Below are 18,861 nucleotides of genomic sequence, written 5' to 3'. Positions count from 1 at the left end.
CCCTACCGCACAGTAATCGAAGGTCACGAAAATGTATCCGACATATCGAACATCATCCTTCACAGCACCGCCACAGGTTGGCTAGCGTGCCTGCCCAAGCGGACCGTCCCCTCATCGGCGAACCACGCCGATCGGCCGCCCACGCCGCATCCGCCCTCCCCGCCATGGGAGTTCGGAACCGGGAACCCACCATGCACCGTGGGGTGAATCGGCCGTGACCGCGGACCGTAGGGCACCTTCCGTTCGCCCGAACCCGCCGGCTGACCCGGTAGGCGGTCCACGGAAGGAGATGCCGGCCTTGGCGTCGCATCGCAAGCCGCGCAGCCGCACCACCCGCACGTTCGGTACCAGCTCCCCCGCCGTCGGGGTCACGACGGCCGCCATCGCCTCGGTCACCACCCTGCTGTCCGCGCAGTCCGCCGGCGCCGTGCCGGGACGCCCGTCGGTCGAAGAGGTGGAGCGGAAGGTCGACGACCTCTACCGGCAGGCCGGCACCGCGACGCAGCAGTACACCAAGGCCAGGGAGGCCGGCGAGCAGCGGCGGCGCGCGGGTGACGGCATGCTCGACGAGGCCGCGAAGCGTACGCAGGCCCTGAACGAGTCCCGCCGCGTACGGGGCGCCTACGCGGCGGCACGGCACCGCTCGGGCGGGGCGACCCCGAGCGCGGCCCTGCTCCTCGCGGAGGAGCCGCAGCCGTTCGCCGACCGCACGCCGGCGGCGGGACGCCCCACCGGGCCGCAGCACGAGCAGCTCACCGGGTCCAGGACGCAGCGGACCGCGGCGACCGGGCAGCAGGCCGAGGCGGCCGAGCCGTTGGAGCACCGGACCGCGGCGACCGGGCAGCAGGCCGATGTGACCAGGAGCCCGGAGGCGCTGCCCGACTCCCAGGCGTCCCTCCAGGCCGGCAAGGAGACCGTGCAGCGGAAGCTGGCCGAGGCGCGCGCCCTGCTGGCGCAGCTGACGACCGGGGAGCAGGCACGGCTGGTGCGCTTGGAGCGGGAGCGCGCGGCGGACGCCCGGTGCCGGGCCGGGGAGAAGGCCCGGGCGGAGGAGGAGGCGCGCGCCGCGGCGGAGGCGGCCCGCGCGTGCCGGGAGCAGGAGGAGCCGGACCCGCGGCCGGCTCAGGGGGAGGAGCCGGGGCCGGCAGGCGGCGGTACGACCGACGGCGGCTACGCCGCCAAGGCGGACAAGGTGCTGGCCTTCGCCCGCGCCCAGATCGGCAAGCCGTACGTCCGGGGCGCCACCGGCCCGAGCTCGTACGACAGCTCCGGGCTGACCCAGGCCGCGTGGAAGGCGGCGGGCGTCGACCTCCCGCGCACCACCCGCGAGCAGGCCGAGTCCGGCACACCCGTCGCCATGGAGGACCTGCGCCCCGGCGACCTGGTGTTCTTCTACGACGACATCAGCCACGTGGGCATCTACCTTGGCGACGGCATGATGGTCCACGCGCCCGGGCCCGGGGCGAACGTCCGCGAGGAGTCGATCTACTACCTGCCGGTCCACGGCAGCGTGCGCCCGGCCTGAACGGCCCCGCCCGGCACCACGACCGGAGCACCGCCCGGCACCCCGGCCGGCGCCCTGCCCGCGGCCCGTGCAGGGGGCCGGCGGGCCGGGGCGGCGGGGATCACGTCCAGAGCGTCGCGATGAAGACGTTGGCCACGGTCAGACCGCCGACGGCGCCGAAGAGGCCCTTCTCCACCCGCTCCTCGTCCCGCTTGACGTAGACCAGGCCGAGGATGACGACCAGGATCGCCAGCTTCACGCCGATCTTGAGGTTGTTCACGGTCTGGTCGTCCGCCTGGTTCAGCCCCACCAGTGCCACGCCGGTGATCAGCATGGTCAGCGCGCCGTGCAGCATGGCGGGCGTGAAGCGCGCCGTGCCCGCGCCCATGCCCTTCATCTGGGTGAGGAAGCCGCCCAGGAGGGAGGCGATGCCGATGATGTGCAGCGCGACGAAGACATTGATGAGTACGTCCATGGGCCGGAGCCTAACCGGGGCCATAGCACGCACTTCCGGTCAGGGTGGGCTCATTCGTCGCATCGGTCACGGCTGATACGGAATGCGGGATTCCAGGTGCAGCGCCGCCCTCGCATCCCGCCCCGGAACTCTCACCTGCGGCCAATAACGGTCACTCTCCCCCAGCCCCGTGACGCCCGGGTTTAGCGTCCTCCCCCAGGTGGCCGGCTCTCCCCACCGCCGCCTCCCTACTCCCGGGCGGCAGCCGGCCACCCCGCCGACCTACCGACGGGAAGGGACCGCCCCCGTGGCAGCGCACCGCAAACAGAGACAGGGCCCGCTGAGCGGATCGGCGGCCGGCCGCACCGCCCTCACCCTGGTGCTCGCCGGAGCGGCCACCGCCACCGTCCTGGAGGGCGCCGGGCACGCCGATCCCCGCCTCACCCCCGCCCAGGTCAGGGCCCGGGTGGACCGGCTCCACCAGGAGGCCGAGGAGGCCACCGAGCGGTACAACGGCGCGAAGGAGAAGGCCGACGAGGCCCGCGCCTCGCTCGACGCGCTGCGCGACGAGGCCGCCCGCCGCACCGAGCGGCTCAACGCCGCCCGCAACGGCCTGGGGTCGATCGCCACCGCCCAGTACCGCGACGGCGGCCTCGGTCTCGGGCCGGTCCTCCAGCTCGCCCTCTCCGCCGACCCGGACAGGTACCTCGACAGCGCCGCCTTCGCCCGGCTGGCCGGCGACCGCCAGGCCGACGCGGTCGCCGCCGTCCGCCACGAGCTGGCCGAGATCGCACAGGTACGGGCCGAGTCCGGAGGGCACCTGCGGGAACTGGAGGCCCGCCGGGCGGAGCTGAGCCGCCACAAGTCCGCGATCCGGGGCAAGCTCGCCGCCGCCGAGAAGCTCCTCGCGCGGCTCACCGCGGCCGAGCGCGCCGCGTACGCCCGGGGCGACAGCGGTGCGGACGCCGCCGGCGACCGGACCGGCGACCGCGCCACACGCGACGCCGCCCCGCGCGGCCCCGTCCGGGCGCCGAACGCACGCGCCGCCCAGGCGGTCTCGTACGCGTACGGCGCTCTCGGCAAGCCGTACGTGTGGGGGGCGACCGGGCCGTCGGCCTACGACTGCTCCGGCCTGACCCAGGCCGCCTGGCGCTCCGCCGGGGTCTTTCTGCCGCGCACCACGTACACCCAGATCAACGCCGGGCAGCGGATCCCCCGCTCCGCACTCGCCCCCGGCGACCTGGTGTTCTTCTACTCCGGCATCAGCCACGTCGGCCTCTACATCGGCGGCGGCAGGATGATCCACGCCCCTCGGCCCGGCGCGCCCGTACGGATCGCCCCGATCGACGACATGCCCTGGGCCGGGGCGACGCGGGTCGCGTAGCCCCGGCGCTCGTCGACGCGCCGCCGGACACCGCCACGCCACCGCACACCGCCTGCTGGAACACCGCCGCCGGACACCGCCCGCGGAACGGAAGCCGCGGTCCCGGCCCGGGTCCGGCCCAGGTCCGGGTCCCGCGCCGCCTACCGGCGCGTGCGGGAGGAGGTTGGCACCTCGCCGGCGGCGTGACCGCCCACGAGCCGGCCCCCGGCGCCTCCCCCGAAGCCCTCGTCGCCGCCTTCGCCGGCACCCCCGCCGGTGTACGGGCCGCTGTCCGCCGACGCCTCGCGCATCCGCATCGTCAGCCACTCGAAGACGGACGGCACCTCCCGCACCCAGGTGCTCGTACGGTGGCCGCCCGCGACCTGGCGCACGTCGATCCGGGTCGGCGGCCGGGAGACGGCCCGCAGGTCCAGGCCCTGCTGGTACCCGTCGCGCCCGTCCCCGGTGAACAGCAGGGTGACCGGCGGCGGTACCGGCGCCGCCTTGAGGATGGTCAGCGGGTTGTGGTCGTGCCGCAGCCGCGGGTCCTTGCCGGTGAGCGACGACGCCTCGGCACCCGGGTCGTTGTAGCCGGACATGCTGATCGCGTAGCCGTAACGGTCCGGGTGCGCGAGCGTCAGCTTCGCGGCGCAGTGCGCGCCCGCCGAGAAGCCGGCGACGGCCCACCCGTCGGGCGTGTCGACCGCGCGGAAGGTGTCGACGACCATCTTGCGCACGTCGACGCTCAGCCACGACGCGGCGTTGACCTTGCCGGGGATGTTGGCGCAGCCGGTGTCGGTGTCGCCGAGCAGCGTGGAGCGCGGGGAGACCAGGATGAACGGGGCGACCTTGCCCTGCCGCATGAGCGGCTCCAGCTGCTCGCTCGCGTGCAGACTGCCGAACCAGGACTTCGGCGAGCCGGGGAAGCCGGAGAGCAGCTCGACGACCGGGAACTTCCTGTCCCGGTACGCCGGATCGTGGTACTGCGGCGGCAGCCACACGTACACCTCCGCCTCCACCCCCGAGATCCGGCCCTTCAGGGTGGTGCGTTGCACGCCGCTGCCCAGGGCGGGGTCGTCCACGGCCTCGAAGGACTGGCGGACCTTCGGCAGGTCGGCGACGCGCCGGCCGCCCGTGCCGTCGGGGCCGAGGTCGATCGCGGAGTCGACGTGGTCGGTGGTACCGAACAGGTCGCCCCAGCTGTCGTACAGGGTGTTGTTGTTGTTCACCGCGACGAACACCACGAGGATCGCCGTGAACTGCGCGAACGCCACCATGCCCAGCCGGGCCGCGCCGCGCACGACCGCCGGGCCCCGCAGCCGGGTCCACAGGGCCAGCGGCAGGAGCACCGCGACCACGGCCAGCACGATCGTGGTCACGAAGAAGGGCGTACCCGTCAGGCTCATCACGGACAGTAGGAGGGGCCCGGAGCCGCGCGGGTTGCCACGGTTATGTACCGGTTACCTCACATAGGCCCCGGCTGCCGCCCAGGGCGCCCGGGCCCCCGGGGCCCCGTCAGACGAGGCGGCGGGCCGTCGCCCAGCGGGTCAGCTCGTGCCGGTTGGACAGCTGGAGCTTCCTGAGCACCGCCGAGACGTGCGACTCGACCGTCTTCACCGAGATGAACAGCTGCTTGGCGATCTCCTTGTACGCGTATCCGCGCGCGATCAGCCGCAGGACCTCGCGCTCCCGCTGGGTGAGCCGGTCCAGGTCCTCGTCGACCGGCGGTGCGTCGGTGGAGGCGAAGGCGTCCAGCACGAAGCCGGCCAGCCGCGGCGAGAACACCGCGTCGCCCTCCTGGACGCGGAAGACCGAGTCGACCAGATCGGTCCCGGTGATCGTCTTCGTGACGTACCCCCGGGCGCCGCCCCGGATGACGCCGATGACGTCCTCGGCGGCGTCCGAGACGGACAGCGCCAGGAAGCGGACCGGACGCTCGGTGTCCGCCATCAGCGGCGCGCAGCGGCGCAGCACCTCGACCCCGCCGCCGCCGGGGAGGTGGACGTCGAGGAGGACGACCTCCGGGCGGGTCGCGGTGATCACGCCGACGGCCTGGTCGACGTCGGCCGCCTCCCCGACCACCTCGACCCCGGTCGTCTCGGTCCGGCCGATCTCGGCCCGGACCCCGGTGCGGAACATCCGGTGGTCGTCGACGAGCACCACCCGTACCCGGCGCTCGCCGTCCGTCGCAGCCGTCGTCTCCTCGGTCATGCGTCCGCCCTCTCCATTTCGAGCTCCACTTCGGTGCCGTCCCCGGGCACCGACCGCAGCCGCGCGGTGCCGCCGTTGCGCTGCATCCGGCCGATGATCGATTCTCGTACGCCCATCCGGTCCCCGGGCACCGCGTCCAGGTCGAACCCCGGCCCCCTGTCCCGTACGGACACGAAGACCGTACGGCCCTCGACCTCCGCGTACACCTGTACGGCCCCGCCCTCGCCACCGTACTTGGCGGCGTTGACCATCGCCTCGCGCGCGGCCTGCAGTTGCGCGGTCAGCTTCTCGTCCAGCGGGCAGTCTCCGACGACCACCACCTCCAGGGGCACGCCGTGCTTGTCCTCGACCTCGGCCGCGGTCCGCTTCACGGCCTCGGCGAGCGTCTCCGGCTCCCCCTCCTCGTCGTCCTTGCCGGTGCCCTCCGGCTTGTACAGCCAGTTGCGCAGCTCCCGTTCCTGGGCGCGGGCGAGGCGGCGGACCTGGCCGGGGTCGTCGGCGTTGCGCTGGATCAGGGTGAGGGTGTGCAGGACGGAGTCGTGGACGTGCGCGGCGACCTCCGCGCGCTCCTGGGCGCGGATGCGCATCGTGCGCTCCTCGGAGAGGTCCTGCGACATCCGCACCAGCCAGGGCCCGGCGAGCAGGGCTATGCCGGCCAGGACCGCTATCGCGGCGGTGAGCGCGGTGCCCAGCTGGGCGGCCGAGCCGCGCACCACCATGAAGACGGCCAGGCCCATGCCGACGAGCGCGACCCCCGCCACCCCGCGCGCCAGCTGGAACAGGCGCTTGTTGCGGCCGGACTCCGTCCAGCGGGCCCGGCGGGCGTTGTCCGCCTGACGCCACACCAGGACCACGCCGACACCGACGAGCAGGATGGGCCACACGTAGCGGTTGGCGTCGCCGCCCAGATCGACGTTGCCGACGAAGACGGCGGCGCCGATCATCAGCGCCACGAGGGCGACGGTCTGGCCCTTGTCGGGCTTGCGGAGCCGGCGCCGGCCGTCGGCGGTGGTCTCGAAGAGCGAGCGCGGTTCGGAGGTCCTGCCCCCGACGCCGAGCGGGACGACGATCCAGAAGACGGCGTAGAGCAGCACGCCGAGGCCGTCGGCCAGGAACAGGGCGAAGAAGACCAGCCGCACCCAGATGACGGGCAGTCCGAGGTGCCCGGCGAGCCCTCGCGCGACACCGCCGAGCATCCGCCCGTCGGCGCTGCGGTACAGCTTGCGCAGGGGCGGTTCGTCGGTCTCGGGCGGGCGGACGCGGGCGGCGACTGGCATGGTCCGATCGTCACACGCCGCGGGGCGCGCGGACATCAGGGTCGGCCCCTACTCGCCCCTGAGACCTCCCCGGACGGGCCGTCGGCCGGTCCCCGGTCCCGGCCGCCGTCGCGGGGAACGCGGCGTCGGGCGAGGCGGTGTCCGGGAAGGATCAGGGAACGGCCAGGGTCATCCCGGGTGCCGCCCGGGCGCGCCGCCCGCCACCATGGACGCATGACGAGCACGCCGCCCGCTCCGCCCGCCTCCGAGGAGGCCCGGCGGGCACCCGCCGCCGCCCACCCTCCGCTGCGCCGCTCACCGCGGCACAAGATGGTGGCCGGGGTGTGCGGCGGGCTCGGGCGCCACTTCGACCTGGACCCGGTGATCTTCAGGGTCGTGATCGGCGTGCTCGCCGTCACCGGTGGGCTGGGCCTGGTGTTCTACGGCTTCGCCTGGCTGGTGATCACGGCGGAGGGCGAGGAGGAGAACGAGGCGCGGAGGCTGCTGTCGGGCCGGGTGGACGGGGCGTCGCTCACCGCGGTGCTGATGGCCCTGGTCGGCTGCGGGCTGTTCCTGTCCATGCTGGGCAGCAGCGGCACGATCTCCTTCGCGCTGCTGCTGGTGATAGCCGTGAGCGGCGCGGCCGTCTGGTCGCAGCGGCGCAGGCTCGCGGTCGACGCCGAGGTGCCGCTGTACCCGGCGGCGGCGCACGCGGCCGCCGAGGCGCCGCCGGAGACGCAGGCGCCGCCGCCCCCGGCGGCCCCGTCGTGGTGGCGGGACCCGATCATCAAGGACGGTACGACCGGGCCGGTCGCGCTGGGCTACCTGTGGGGGCCCGAGGACGCGGTGGGCGTGGAGGACGCGCTGCTCCGGCGCCGCGGCAGGGCCGCCTGGGCGCCGCCCCCGCCCGCCGCCGCCCGCGGCCCGCGCTCCCTCGGCGGCCCGGTGCTGCTGCTGGCCCTGCTGGCGGGCGCGCTCGGGACGAGCCTGCCGTGGGGGTCGCAACCGCTCGGTACGTGCCTGCAGACGGGGCTCGCCTGCGCGCTGGGGGTGTTCGGGCTCGGGCTCGCGGTCAGCTCCTTCCTCGGCCGGACCGGCCTGGGCACGGTTTTCATGACGGTGGTCACGGCACTGCTGCTGGCCGGCGCGTCACTGATACCCCGGCAGATCGACACGGAGTGGATGCGTACCGAGTGGCGGCCGGCCACCGTCGCGGACGTGCGGCCGCGGTACGAACTGGGCACCGGGGTCGGCACCCTGGACCTGTCCCGGCTGGCCGTCCCGCCCCGGCAGTCCGTGCGCACCGCCGCCGAGATGGGCGCCGGGCAGCTCAAGGTGGTCGTGCCGAGGGACGTGACGGTGCGGGTGCGTGCCGAAGTGGCCCTCGGCGACGTGCGGTTGCCCACCGACCCGGCGGGCGACATCGACATCGCTCCGGGACGGGAGACGACGCGTACGCTCGTGCCTCCGCGGGGCACGTCCCCGGCGGGCACGCTGGAGCTGACCCTCGAAATGGCGCTCGGACACGTGGAGGTCACCCGTGCTGCTTCATGAGTTCCGGCCGGGCCGGCTGATAGCGGGCGCGACCGGCATGGCCATCGCGGCGCTGTACGCCGGTGATGCCGCGGGATCCTGGCGGACGCCGTGGTACGCCGTGGTGCCGCTGCTCTGCGGCGGGTTGTGGCTGGCGGCGACGGCGACCTGGATCGCCTACCGGCTGCGGCGGCGGCGCGCGGCGAGGGCCGCGTCGACGGAGAGCACGGACGCCCCGGCGAGCACCAGGGGCAGCCATGCCATGAGGTAGGCCAGGTCGTTGCCGTAGTAGTACGGGTCGGACTGCCAGCTCACGGTCAGCCACAGGCTCAGCGAGATCAACGCCCCGCCGGCCGCGGCGAGCCGCGCGAACAGCCCTGCGAGGGTGCCGATGCCCACGGCCAGCTCGCCGAAGGCGATCGCCTGCCCGAACGCCTCGGGGTTCTTGAGGGCCAGGTCGACGAGCCAGGGCACGGCGGAGGAGTCGCGCACGGAGCGCATGAGCTCACCCACCGATCCGGTGCCGGATGCCGCCATGAAGCGGTCGTCGGTCAGCTTGTCGAGCCCGGCGTAGACGAACGTGACGCCGAGGAAGATCCGCAGCGGGAGCAGGGCGTAGCGCGAGGCGATCGCCCGCAGGCCGCCCCGCGGCTCGTCGCCGGCGGTCCCGTTGACCGCTCCCGACCGGTACGTGTGCCCACCCATCGCCCGCCTCCGCCCATGGCTCCGAGGGACGATTGTCGCTCCCCGGCCGCATCCGGGGATACGCAAGCGCGTCCGATCGCGTTCAACCCGATCGGGGGTGCAACCCCGATCGCGTTCAACCCGATCGCACGCGATCCGCGCGTCCCCCATGCGCCGCCCCGGCCCGGCCGCCTCCAGGAAGGACGACCGAGCCGAGCGCGGCCGGCCGCCGTCGGTCCGGCGGCCGGCCGCGGTCAGTCCGCCGGCCCGGGAGCCCGCGGCACGAGCGCCCACGCCCGCCGCACGGCCGCGGCGACATCCGGAACATCCATGCCGAGGTCCTTCAGCCGCGCGGCGACGGTGGTGACGTCGGTGCGCAGGCGGTGCGCCGCGACGAGCAGGTGCTCCAGTCCGACCGTCTCGTCGAGCGGCAGCACGTCACCGTTGACGGCGGCGTTCTCCTGGAGCAGGAGCATGTCCCGCTCCCTCGGGTGCTCGTCGGGATACACGGCGTCCTGCAGCGTCAGCCCGGCGGCGCGCATCCGGTCGGCCGTTTCGAGCACCGTGCCGTTGCTCTGGTACGCGGTCGTCCACACGTGCGCCGCGGGAACGGGGCCCTTCTCCAGGATGTCCTCCACCCACGCGTCCCGGCCGCCCAGCCGGAGCAGAAGGGTGTCCTCGGCGACAACGGCGGCGGCGTAGGTGGTGTCCCTGCCGAAGACCGTGCAGCCCAGTTGCAGGAGGCGGTTCCTGACCGCGCCGACGGACATCCCCGTCTCCCTGGCCTTCTTCACGACGTGCTGCGTGGGCACGGGCAGGTCCGGAGGCAGCCATGTCTGCCGCCGGTCGTAGCTGTGGCTCAGCAGGCAGAGGTCCTCGTCGGCCGGAGCCTCCCACGCCCCGCCGGGCGCCTCCGGCACGTTCAGGCCGCGTACGCGCAGCCGCTCGGCCGTCTCCTCCATGGTCCAGCCGTTGTCGGCGGACACACAGATCAGGTGGGCGAGGGGCACCACGGACCCGGTGTCCCCCGGTCCGTACGGGATCCACGGCACGGAGAGCCGCACCTCCTCCTGGAGCCCGAACCACTCGGGCTCCGGATCGGGGACGGGGTCGACCGTCATACCGAGCTCGGCCAGCAGGGCGCGCGCCTTGACCACCGTGGTGCCGAGGCGCGCCGCGCAGATGGCGACATGGGCGAGCGGGACGGGGCGCCGCGGATCGAGTCCCCGGCGGCTCCGGCCGCCACCGGTCGTCACCTGCGTCAGGAGCACCTGGTCGTCATCACCGAGCGTGGCGGGGAGGGCCTGGTCGGGCACCTGGACGGACAGCGACCGCAGCCGGTCCCTGACCTCGTACAAGGTGGCGTCCGTCTGGACCGCCAGCACGTGCAGGTCCACGAGCGTCGCGGGGAGGTTGAGATCGAGGGGGGAGCCGTCGTACAGCGGAAGCGTCAGCAGTTCGGCGTGGTCCGGTACCGGGTCGTCCTCCGGCGTCTCGGGCACCTCGTATCCATGCGCCTGCAGGAGGAGCGCCGCGTCCCGGGGGGTGGTGGAGTTGAGCCTCGCCAGTCGGTGGACGAAGGGCAGCCCGGCCACGCGGCGGCCGCTGCCCTCCTCCGGCCACGGACTGGGCCACCTTCCCGATACGGCCGAGACGTCGTCGGGCCCGGGAAGCTCTCCCTGGGTCTCGAACACCGCCCGGATCTCCGGCACGCTCATCCCGGTCTCCTTGGCGGCGGCGACGAAGTGCTCCGACCGGTCGGAACTCCGCCCGGAGACGGGTACCCACGGTGGGGCGCCGTTCAGCTGGCGGCTCAGGAGCCGCCGCAGGGTGACCGCCTCCGCGCTTCCGGGGTCCCGCAGCGCCGTGCACGGCCGGACATCGAGCCCCAGGTCCTCCAGCAGGTCCAGGATCTCGGCCGGCGACAGCTCGGTGCCGTCGAGTGCCTTCAGGACGTGCCGTGCGCTGACCTGCTCACCGGGGATGAGGAAGGGGAACGCGCCGTCGGCGTCCCTGCTCAGAACGATGCGAAGGGAGGGCAGCGGCACATCCGTGACCGGCAGCCGGTGGCGCGGGGGCCGGCCCAGCTCGTCGAGCCGGGCGACGACCCATTCGTACGTCTCGTGCACTTCTTCGGCGTAGGCGAGCAGCGCCCCGGGCAGGGGCTCACGGTCCCAGCTCACACCACCGGTGGCGTCCTCGAACCCGAGGACGACGCCGTCCGAAGGCAGCGCCGGCCGCAGCGCCGCCGTGGTGAGGTCCGGCGGGCAGAGCTCCTCGCCCAGCGCGGCGCGCACGTCGTCGGCGAAGTGCGCGACGAGCCGCCACAACAGGATGTGCTCCGGCATCGTCGGGCTCCAGGACGCCTCGTACGACATGCGCCCTGATCGCGAGGTGAAACCGCGGAGCCAGCTGTTCCTGAGCTCACGGTCCCCGGTGAAGTAGCCCGTGCGGGCCATGTCGATCACGGCGCCGTCGAGCTGGCATTGCGCCCGGCGTGCGATGAGCCCCTCCACCACGGCATCGGCCAGCCGGGGAGCCGTCCGGGTGATCTCGCTCAGCCACCGCTCGGTGAGCACCTCGCTCTCCGCGAGCCGGCTCGCCGCCTGCTTCCTGCGCAGGAGGGCGAAGACGGTGCCCGTGACGTCGTCGACGACGTGGCGGCGGTCCACGGACAGGCGGGGTGCCCGCGGGTCTCCCTCGCCCTTGATGGCACGGCCCTTGAGGTTGATCACCGCACCGCGCACGTCCATCCTGTCGGCGACGCGCCGCTCACCGGTGCGGCGGTCAGTGGTGAACCAGCGGCCGTCGACGGCGATGCCGTCCACGAGCAGCGCCCCGCCCTCCTCGCACCAGAAGACCTCCGCCTTGTCGTCGGCGACCACGGCGCCGCCGGCGGAGATGACGGCGTGGGGGCCGGTGTTGAGCCGGCTGCGGTACTCGCCGGGGAGCCAGGTGTCATCGTCACCGGGTCCGTTCGCCGGCCGGTAGCGGGCCTCCGTGTGGAACTCCGCGACACCCAGGACCGAGCGCAGCACCTGCACGCAGGACAGGTCCGTGGCGTCCTCCCTGAGCCACCAGCGCACCCGCGTTCCGCAGGGGTCGTCGCAGAACGTGGTCTCCTCCTCGCTGCTGGTCACCTGGAAGAGGTGGTCGGGCCCGGCGATCGTGACCTTGAGCAGGGGCCCCTCCTCGCGCCGGGAGTCGAACTTCCGGGTGGTGACCTCCACTTCGTCGGCGAGCATGAAGTAGCTGAGCACGCCGATGCCGAAGCGGCTGTTCTCCTGGAACGTGATCCCCAGGTCCTCCCAGATCTGCCGCTCCTCCTGGAACGACGGGAGATCGGCCAGGCGGACGCCGCCCTGGGCGAACGCCTGCAGGAGTTCGACGCGCCCCATGCCCGAGCCGTTGTCGACGCACTCCAGGTACATCCGGTTGCCGTCGACGCCCTGGGAGACCGTGATGCGCCCGGCCCAGGTCCGCTCGTCGCCCCGCTCCGCGGCCAGGCGCTCCTGGCGCGCCCAGCGGACCCGGCACGCGTCCATGGCGTTCTGGTACAGCTCCCGCAGGGCGAAGTGCCGCTCCTGGTACAGCTGCTCCCCCACCAGCAGTTCGCGCACCTTGGTCCCGTCGAGCTCGAACCGCCGCACGACCGGCAGGAACTTGGGCCGGCCCGACCCGGGGTCCTGCACCGGCCGCACCTCGACGTCCGACGCGCGCAGCGGCAGGCCGGGCAGCCGGCGCCGGTCGAGGTCGCCGCAGAGCAGCCGGTCCAGGGCCGTCACGTGCTCCTGGAACGCGGCCATCAGCGCGGGGTAGTCGCACGCGGCGCGCAGCCGCACGATCCCGCCCGAGGCGTCCCCGGCGGACGGGATGATCCATTCCGCCTCGTCGACCGCCCGGCGGACGTGGGCGAGGCCGATCCGGTCGGTGCCGCCGATGTGCTCGACGAGGACCACCGGGAGCTCGTCGGTGTCCAGCGCCATGATCTGCGCGGCGCACAGCAGCGGCCCCACGACCTCCAGGCGCACTTCCGCGTCGGCGCCGTCCGGCGGGGCCGCGAGGAGGTCGGTCAGCACCTCGCCGCCGTGCTGCATCACCTGGAACAGCCGCCCCATCCGCTGGCTGGTGCACAGCTCGGTCAGTTCGTCGGTGCTCCGCAGCATGCGGCGCATGAAGGTCGAGCACTCGCCCGTGTGCCGGTGGAAGTCGCCCGGCCTGCCGTGGGTCCGGTGGGTGACCCAGGCCGTGACGACGTCCCGGTCCCGCTTGCGCCGCCGGGCGTCGACGGTGGTGTCGGTCTGCCGCTGCAGCCGCGGGTACGGGGACCACTCGTCGGCCAGGTCCCGGTCGGCGCGCGACACTAGTTTGACCCGGAAGCCGTGGTAGAGCGCGGGGGCCAGTGCGAGCAGCGCCGCCTCGGCCGCGGAGAAGCGCACCTCCCGCGGCAGGGCGCGGATCAGCTCCGACAGCCGGCCCGCCGCCCGCTGGTCGGCCTCCCAGTCGAGCCACGGGTCGTCCTGCACCCGGGGCGGCGCCTGCTCCAGCCAGGTCCGGAGGTTGCCGAGCACGGTCAGCACCTCGTCGCGGTACGCCTCGGCCTCGGCCCGGTCGGCCACCCGGCGCCATGCCTCGTGGTCCCGTATCCGCTGCTCGCGCACGCGGTGCGGCTGCTCGCGGACGGGCAGCAGCGGGAAGAGCCGCCCGCCGGAACCCTCGCCGAGAACGGGCCGCTGGCGCGGCAGCGGGTGGGGCTGCCGGGCGCGCAGGTCGTCCATGGCGTCGGCCAGCCGCCCCATGAGGGCCTCGCCGCGGAGGTCTCCGCGGGCGTCGGCCAGCACTTCCCGCAGCGCCTGGGTGAAGAGGCTGTAGCGGCCCCCGGGGGCGCCTTCGGTCCCGCCGACGGCGGCCTGTTCCGCCGGCTCGCAGGCCATCAGGAAGCCGAGTTTGTCGGTGCCGCGCGGGGCGTCGTACAGCGGCCCGCCGGCGGCACTGTCGCGCGGGTCGCGGTCGCGGCAGGCGTCGACGACGAAGAGGACCTTCTCGGCCCGGCTGGCGTTGACCGGGTCACCCCAGCCGTCGTCCAGGTCGACGTTGGTCTGCTTCAGCGCGTTGACCCCGCCCGCCGACGACGGGACGGAGTCCGCTCCGGCGAACCAGTGCTTGCCGCCGTGCTCGAAGCCGTGGCCGCTGAGGTAGACGACGAGGTGCTCACCGCGTCGCGCGCCGGCGAGGAAGGATTCGATGCGCCGGCTCAGCACACCGGACGTCGGATCGTCGCAGCCGCTGTCCGGCTCGATCTCGTACCCCTGGTCGGCGAGGGCCTCGGCCACCTGCGCGTACTCGTCGCGGAGGTAGGAGAGGTCCGGCCAGTTCTCGTAGGCGGGGACGAAGAGCAGGAGTGCGCGGTGGGCCCCCATCCCCGGCTCAGCCGGCCGTGCGGCTGTCGGGCGCCTGGAACACCAGGGTGATGGCTCCCTTGCCCTGCACCTCGCTGGTGCCGATGAGCTGGAAGCCGCCCTTGGCGGACACCTCGAAGGAGACCTGCACCTCGCGCAGCGGGAACGCCGAGCCGGGCTCGGCGACCCGCTCGAAGATCTCGCGCAGCGCGGCGACGTTCCTCTCCACGCTCTCCCGGAAGTGCTCCGTGGCCACGGACACCGCGGCGACGTCCCGCACCCCGCGCCGGCCCTTGAAGACGACCTCGGCCGAGGAGTCGACGCCCTCGCCGTCGACGAGGATCTCCAGCTCGCGCGCCGGCCGTACCGGCTTCCTGTCGTCACCGCTGTACACCGTCATGCCGTGCCCACGTTCCCTTCGTCGACGTCATCGTCCTGACTCCGGCGATCGTACGGAGACCGCCCCAACTTCCGCCAGGAAACCGGAGGTTGTCATGCCGTCACATCGACGATCACCGGCTGGTCACCGCTCCGGACGCGGTGACGACCTGGACGTCGGTCCAGCCCGGCGCCACCTCCCTGGGGACGGGGACGGTCGGGGCGGTGTCCGTCGGGCCGGCGAAGCCGCCCGGGGAGGGCACGAGCGGGACCTTGACGTGGACGGCTCCGATGCGGACGACCATCCGGATGAGGTGCCCGGGGCTCGCGGCACCGGGCGGTACGAAGCCGGCGCCGCGGATCTCGATGCCGTCACCCGGACCCACCTCTCGTCGGAGTGAAAGGCGGAGCCGCGCATTGACGTCCTACGGTGACGCCTGCCACGCGCGGAGGCGCCGCGGCCGCCGGTCGGACCGCCACGTGGCGGCGGACGCGCTGCCGGGCGTGGTGGCGGCCGGCGAGCGGCAGGCGCCGCGACCCGCCCCCGGACCCGGTCTCAGCCGGGGCCCGCGGGCGCACCGGCCTGCCGCCACAGCGGCTGGTAGCTCACCCAAGCGGCCAGGTCGCTCCCGAGCTGTTCGCGCGTCGCCACCGCGTCCCGGTGCGCGATCGGCACCGTCCTCCCCGCCGCCCGCGCGGCCAGCTGCACCTGGGCACACCGCTCCATCGCGATGAACCACCACGCCGCCGCGTCGACCGAGTCGCCGACCGTCAGCAGCCCGTGGTTGCGCAGGATCACCGCCTTGCGCCCGCCGAGCGCGGCGGCGATCCGCCGTGCCTCCCCCGCGTCCACGGCCACACCGGTGTACGCGTCGTACAGCACGTGGTCCTCGTAGAAGGCGCACGCCTCCTGCGTGATCGGCTCGATCAGCTCGCCGAGCGCGGCCAGCGCCCGCCCGTAGGGCGCGTGGGCGTGCGCGACGGCGACCAGCTCGGGCCTGGCCCGGTGCACCTCGGCGTGCACCGCGAAGGCGGCCTGGTTGACCCGCTCGCCGCCCTCGACCACCTGCCCGTCGCCGTTGACCAGGAGCAGGTCCCGGTCGGTGAGCCCGGCGAGCGGCGCCCCGAAGGGATTGACCCAGAAGCAGTCGGCCAGCTCGGGGTCGCGCGCCGTGATGTGCCCGGAGACGCCGTCCTCGTACCCGAACCGCGCGAAGACGCGCAGCGCCCCTGCCAGCCGCTCCTTGCGGTGGGCCCGCTCGTCGGCGGCGGACTGGTGACGGGGCGGCAACGCGAACGGAAGCCGCTCGACCGGTACGGGCGCGGGCGGTACGGGCGCGCCAGGTGCGGGCACGCCCTGCGGGGGTGCGTTCGGCGCGGGCGGTACGGCTGTCGGCTCCGGGGGCTCGGCCATGGCGGGACGTTACCGCCGGTCACCACCACTGGCCAGACATACGACGAAGCCGCCGCCCCCGCTCGGGGGACGACGGCTTCACGCCCTGGGGAGGGGATCACTCCACTCCCGGGAGGGGGATCACTCCCACTCGATGGTGCCCGGCGGCTTGCTGGTCACGTCCAGCACCACGCGGTTGACGTCCCGCACCTCGTTGGTGATGCGCGTCGAGATCTTGGCCAGCACGTCGTACGGCATGCGCGTCCAGTCCGCCGTCATGGCGTCCTCGGACGAGACGGGGCGCAGGACGATCGGGTGGCCGTAGGTCCGCCCGTCGCCCTGGACGCCCACGCTGCGCACGTCGGCGAGCAGGACGACCGGGCACTGCCAGATGTCGCGGTCGAGGCCGGCCGCGGTGAGCTCCTCGCGGGCGATCGCGTCGGCCTCGCGCAGCAGGTCCAGGCGCTCCTTGGTGACCTCGCCGACGATGCGGATACCGAGGCCCGGGCCGGGGAACGGCTGCCGCTGGACGATCTCCTCCGGCAGGCCCAGCTCCGCGCCGACCATCCGGACCTCGTCCTTGAACAGCTTGCGCAGCGGCTCGATCAGCTTGAACTCGAGGTCCTCGGGGAGCCCGCCCACGTTGTGGTGGGACTTGATGTTGGCGGTGCCGGTGCCGCCGCCCGACTCGACCACGTCGGGGTAGAGCGTGCCCTGGACCAGGAACTCCACGGGGTGCTCGTCCGGCGCCTCGGCCACGATCTCGGCCTGCGCCTGCTCGAAGACCCGGATGAACTCACGGCCGATGATCTTGCGCTTCTCCTCGGGGTCGGAGACCCCGGCGAGCGCCTTCAGGAACCGCTCCTGCGCGTCGACGACCTTGAGCTGGACGCCGGTCGCCGCCACGAAGTCCTTCTCGACCTGCTCGGTCTCGCCCTTGCGCATCAGGCCGTGGTCGACGTACACGCAGGTCAGCTGGGAGCCGATGGCCTTCTGGACGAGCGCGGCCGCGACGGCGGAGTCGACGCCGCCGGACAGACCGCAGATGGCGCGCTTCTCGCCGACCTGGGCGCGGATCGCCTCGATCTGCTCCTCGATGACGTTGCCGGTGGTCCAGTCGGGACGGAGGCCGGCGCCGCGGTAGAGGAAGTGCTCCAGGATCTGCTGGCCGTGCGTGGAGTGCATCACCTCGGGGTGGTACTGCACGCCGTACAGCTTCTTCTCGTCGTTCTCGAAGGCGGCGACCGGCACGACGTCCGTGGACGCGGTGACGGTGAAGCCCTCGGGCGCGGCGGAGCAGGCGTCGCCGTGCGACATCCACACCGGCTGCTCGGCCGGGGTGCCCTCGAAGAGGGTCGAGGAGGTCCTGGAGACGTGCAGCGGCGTACGGCCGTACTCGCGCGCACCCGTGTTGTCGACGGTGCCGCCGAGGGTCGTGGCCATCAGCTGGAAGCCGTAGCACATGCCGAAGACGGGGACGCCGGCCTCGAAGATCTCGCGGTCGAGCTGCGGCGCGCCCTCCTCGTACACGGAGGACGGGCCGCCGGAGAGGATGATCGCCTTCGGGTTCTTGGCCAGCATCTCGGCCACCGGCATGGTGGACGGGACGATCTCGCTGTAGACCCGGGCCTCACGGACGCGACGGGCGATGAGCTGGGCGTACTGCGCGCCGAAGTCGACGACCAGTACGGCGTCGGGCGCGGCAGCGGGATTCGCTGATGACACTACGGCGGCCTTCCGGCGGAGGAGGGGTCTGTATGTCGATTCTACCGGCGTGGCCGACAGACCCTTCGTCTCACCATCCGAACCCGCACCGCCCCCGCCCGGCGGATGGTCCATACTGGCCGCATGCACAAGCTCCCGACCTTCGCGTTTACCTATGGCACCGGCCCGTCCGGCTGCCATGGTCGTGCTGCTTGAGCATCTGACAAGCGACTTCCCAGGCGCCCCGGGCCGACAAGGTCCGGGGCGCCTGTCGTTTCCCGGCCCGCGTCGCCGCCCGGGGCCCCGCCCACCCAGCGAGGAGCCCCCGCCATGACCGCAGTCCAGACCGACAGGACCGGCGCCCGTACCGACGAGGCCGCCGAGGTGATCACCGGCGCGCGTGAGCGCATCGACGCGCTCGACGACCGGATCATCGGCCTGATCCAGGAACGGGTGGCCATCTCGGCCGTCATCCAGGAAGCCCGGATCTCCTCCGGCGGCCGCCGCGTGAACCTCGCGCGCGAGATGGAGGTGCTGGCGCACTACCGGTCGGCGCTGGGCAAGCCGGGCACCTCGCTGGCGATGACGATGCTGGAGCTGTGCCGGGGCCGCATCTGAGTTCGGGCGCGCTCTCACCCGTACGGCGCGTGACCGCACCGCACCGGGCTTCGTTGGATCGGTTGTCCGTGTCAGCCAGGGGCGGGCCGAAGAAACCACGCGTGGCTCCGCTGGAGCGTGTGGCGCACCCCTCGGGTGTGTCGTGGGACCTCGCTCCAGCGTGCGTGACCGGACGGCAGGGGACAGCAGCCCGGTCACCCGAAAAAGCGGTCGGCGCCGGGGCCCCCCGGCGCCCCCCCCCCCCCCCCCCCCCCCCCCCCCCCCCCCCGCCCCCCCCCCCCCCCCCCCCCCCCCCCCCCCCCCCCCCCCCCCCCCCCCCCCCCCCCCCCCCCCCCCCCCCCCCCCCCCCCCCCCCCCCCCCCCC

At 73.8% G+C, this 18,861-nt stretch carries 13 protein-coding genes, 1 pseudogene and 1 riboswitch; of the genes and pseudogenes, 4 read left to right on the top strand and 10 right to left on the bottom strand.

Features of this window, described 5'->3' with window-relative positions:
* Nucleotides 1-141: 141 nt before the first annotated feature.
* Nucleotides 142-291, top strand: a riboswitch (cyclic di-AMP (ydaO/yuaA leader).
* The gene (locus tag ACIA79_RS29335) at nt 290-1,525 is read left to right on the top strand and encodes an NlpC/P60 family protein (RefSeq protein WP_399431403.1); all 1,236 of its coding nucleotides are present in this window, start codon (nt 290-292) and stop codon (nt 1,523-1,525) included. Its footprint overlaps the riboswitch before it by 2 nt.
* Before the next feature lie 100 nt (nt 1,526-1,625).
* Here the strand turns inward: ACIA79_RS29335 and ACIA79_RS29330 are convergent, their stop codons facing one another.
* The gene (locus ACIA79_RS29330) at nt 1,626-1,979 is read right to left on the bottom strand and encodes a hypothetical protein (RefSeq protein WP_399431402.1); all 354 of its coding nucleotides are present in this window, start codon (nt 1,977-1,979) and stop codon (nt 1,626-1,628) included.
* 286 nt (nt 1,980-2,265) lie between these two features.
* On the opposite strand from ACIA79_RS29330, the gene ACIA79_RS29325 reads away from it, so the two are divergent.
* The gene (locus tag ACIA79_RS29325) at nt 2,266-3,342 is read left to right on the top strand and encodes an NlpC/P60 family protein (RefSeq protein WP_399431401.1); all 1,077 of its coding nucleotides are present in this window, start codon (nt 2,266-2,268) and stop codon (nt 3,340-3,342) included.
* Between the two features lie 140 nt (nt 3,343-3,482).
* On the opposite strand, the gene ACIA79_RS29320 is transcribed toward ACIA79_RS29325, so the two are convergent.
* From ACIA79_RS29320 to ACIA79_RS29310, 3 genes are all read right to left on the bottom strand, one after another.
* The gene (locus ACIA79_RS29320; protein WP_399431400.1) at nt 3,483-4,727 is read right to left on the bottom strand and encodes an alpha/beta hydrolase; all 1,245 of its coding nucleotides are present in this window, start codon (nt 4,725-4,727) and stop codon (nt 3,483-3,485) included.
* A 109-nt stretch (nt 4,728-4,836) separates the two neighbouring features.
* The gene (locus ACIA79_RS29315; protein WP_399431399.1) at nt 4,837-5,532 is read right to left on the bottom strand and encodes a LuxR C-terminal-related transcriptional regulator; all 696 of its coding nucleotides are present in this window, start codon (nt 5,530-5,532) and stop codon (nt 4,837-4,839) included.
* Entirely contained in the window at nt 5,529-6,809 is a 1,281-nt protein-coding gene (locus ACIA79_RS29310) for a PspC domain-containing protein (protein ID WP_399431398.1), read from the bottom strand. The genes ACIA79_RS29315 and ACIA79_RS29310 overlap by 4 nt, the downstream gene beginning before the upstream one ends.
* Nucleotides 6,810-7,022: 213 nt before the next feature.
* On the opposite strand from ACIA79_RS29310, the gene ACIA79_RS29305 reads away from it, so the two are divergent.
* Nucleotides 7,023-8,342 (top strand): PspC domain-containing protein, encoded by a 1,320-nt coding sequence (locus ACIA79_RS29305; protein ID WP_399431397.1) that lies wholly within the window; start codon nt 7,023-7,025, stop codon nt 8,340-8,342.
* A 156-nt stretch (nt 8,343-8,498) separates the two neighbouring features.
* Here ACIA79_RS29305 and ACIA79_RS29300 read toward each other — a convergent pair whose 3' ends face one another.
* The 6 genes and pseudogenes from ACIA79_RS29300 to guaA form a co-directional block, all read right to left on the bottom strand.
* The gene (locus tag ACIA79_RS29300; protein WP_399431396.1) at nt 8,499-9,026 is read right to left on the bottom strand and encodes a DoxX family membrane protein; all 528 of its coding nucleotides are present in this window, start codon (nt 9,024-9,026) and stop codon (nt 8,499-8,501) included.
* A gap of 233 nt (nt 9,027-9,259) precedes the next feature.
* Complete coding sequence (locus tag ACIA79_RS29295; RefSeq protein ID WP_399431395.1) at nt 9,260-14,425, bottom strand: caspase family protein; 5,166 nt, start codon at nt 14,423-14,425, stop codon at nt 9,260-9,262.
* 7 nt (nt 14,426-14,432) lie between these two features.
* On the bottom strand, nt 14,433-14,804 hold the full coding sequence (locus ACIA79_RS29290; protein ID WP_399431393.1) for a hypothetical protein: 372 nt from the start codon (nt 14,802-14,804) through the stop codon (nt 14,433-14,435).
* Between the two features lie 112 nt (nt 14,805-14,916).
* Nucleotides 14,917-15,159 (bottom strand): annotated as a pseudogene (locus ACIA79_RS29285) (hypothetical protein); the annotation flags it as partial.
* A 179-nt stretch (nt 15,160-15,338) separates the two neighbouring features.
* Nucleotides 15,339-16,196, bottom strand: coding sequence for a class II aldolase/adducin family protein (locus tag ACIA79_RS29280; protein ID WP_399431392.1), 858 nt, complete (start codon nt 16,194-16,196; stop codon nt 15,339-15,341).
* Between the two features lie 120 nt (nt 16,197-16,316).
* Nucleotides 16,317-17,900: a glutamine-hydrolyzing GMP synthase gene (gene guaA / locus ACIA79_RS29275; protein WP_399431391.1), complete on the bottom strand. Its 1,584-nt coding sequence runs from the start codon at nt 17,898-17,900 to the stop codon at nt 16,317-16,319.
* Between the two features lie 309 nt (nt 17,901-18,209).
* Here guaA and ACIA79_RS29270 point away from each other — a divergent pair, with 309 nt between their 5' ends.
* Nucleotides 18,210-18,497 carry a chorismate mutase gene (locus ACIA79_RS29270; protein WP_399431390.1) on the top strand — a complete coding sequence of 96 codons (288 nt, stop codon included), beginning with the start codon at nt 18,210-18,212 and terminating at the stop codon, nt 18,495-18,497.
* The last annotated feature ends 364 nt before the right edge of the window (nt 18,498-18,861 follow it).

It is taken from the genome of Streptomyces sp. NPDC051310, assembly GCF_044455245.1.
GTDB lineage: Bacteria > Actinomycetota > Actinomycetes > Streptomycetales > Streptomycetaceae > Streptomyces.
This window is presented reverse-complemented; position numbering and strand designations above follow the sequence as displayed.

Excerpts from the sequence above, each read along its gene's own strand:
- ACIA79_RS29290 (WP_399431393.1), bottom strand. The coding sequence starts at position 14,804 with ATGACGGTGTACAGCGGTGACGACAGGAAGCCGGTACGGCCGGCGCGC.
- ACIA79_RS29320 (WP_399431400.1), bottom strand. The coding sequence starts at position 4,727 with ATGAGCCTGACGGGTACGCCCTTCTTCGTGACCACGATCGTGCTGGCC.
- ACIA79_RS29330 (WP_399431402.1), bottom strand. The coding sequence starts at position 1,979 with ATGGACGTACTCATCAATGTCTTCGTCGCGCTGCACATCATCGGCATC.
- ACIA79_RS29305 (WP_399431397.1), top strand. The coding sequence starts at position 7,023 with ATGACGAGCACGCCGCCCGCTCCGCCCGCCTCCGAGGAGGCCCGGCGG.
- ACIA79_RS29295 (WP_399431395.1), bottom strand. The coding sequence starts at position 14,425 with ATGGGGGCCCACCGCGCACTCCTGCTCTTCGTCCCCGCCTACGAGAAC.
- ACIA79_RS29270 (WP_399431390.1), top strand. The coding sequence starts at position 18,210 with ATGACCGCAGTCCAGACCGACAGGACCGGCGCCCGTACCGACGAGGCC.
- ACIA79_RS29300 (WP_399431396.1), bottom strand. The coding sequence starts at position 9,026 with ATGGGTGGGCACACGTACCGGTCGGGAGCGGTCAACGGGACCGCCGGC.
- ACIA79_RS29315 (WP_399431399.1), bottom strand. The coding sequence starts at position 5,532 with ATGACCGAGGAGACGACGGCTGCGACGGACGGCGAGCGCCGGGTACGG.
- ACIA79_RS29310 (WP_399431398.1), bottom strand. The coding sequence starts at position 6,809 with ATGCCAGTCGCCGCCCGCGTCCGCCCGCCCGAGACCGACGAACCGCCC.
- ACIA79_RS29280 (WP_399431392.1), bottom strand. The coding sequence starts at position 16,196 with ATGGCCGAGCCCCCGGAGCCGACAGCCGTACCGCCCGCGCCGAACGCA.
- ACIA79_RS29335 (WP_399431403.1), top strand. The coding sequence starts at position 290 with ATGCCGGCCTTGGCGTCGCATCGCAAGCCGCGCAGCCGCACCACCCGC.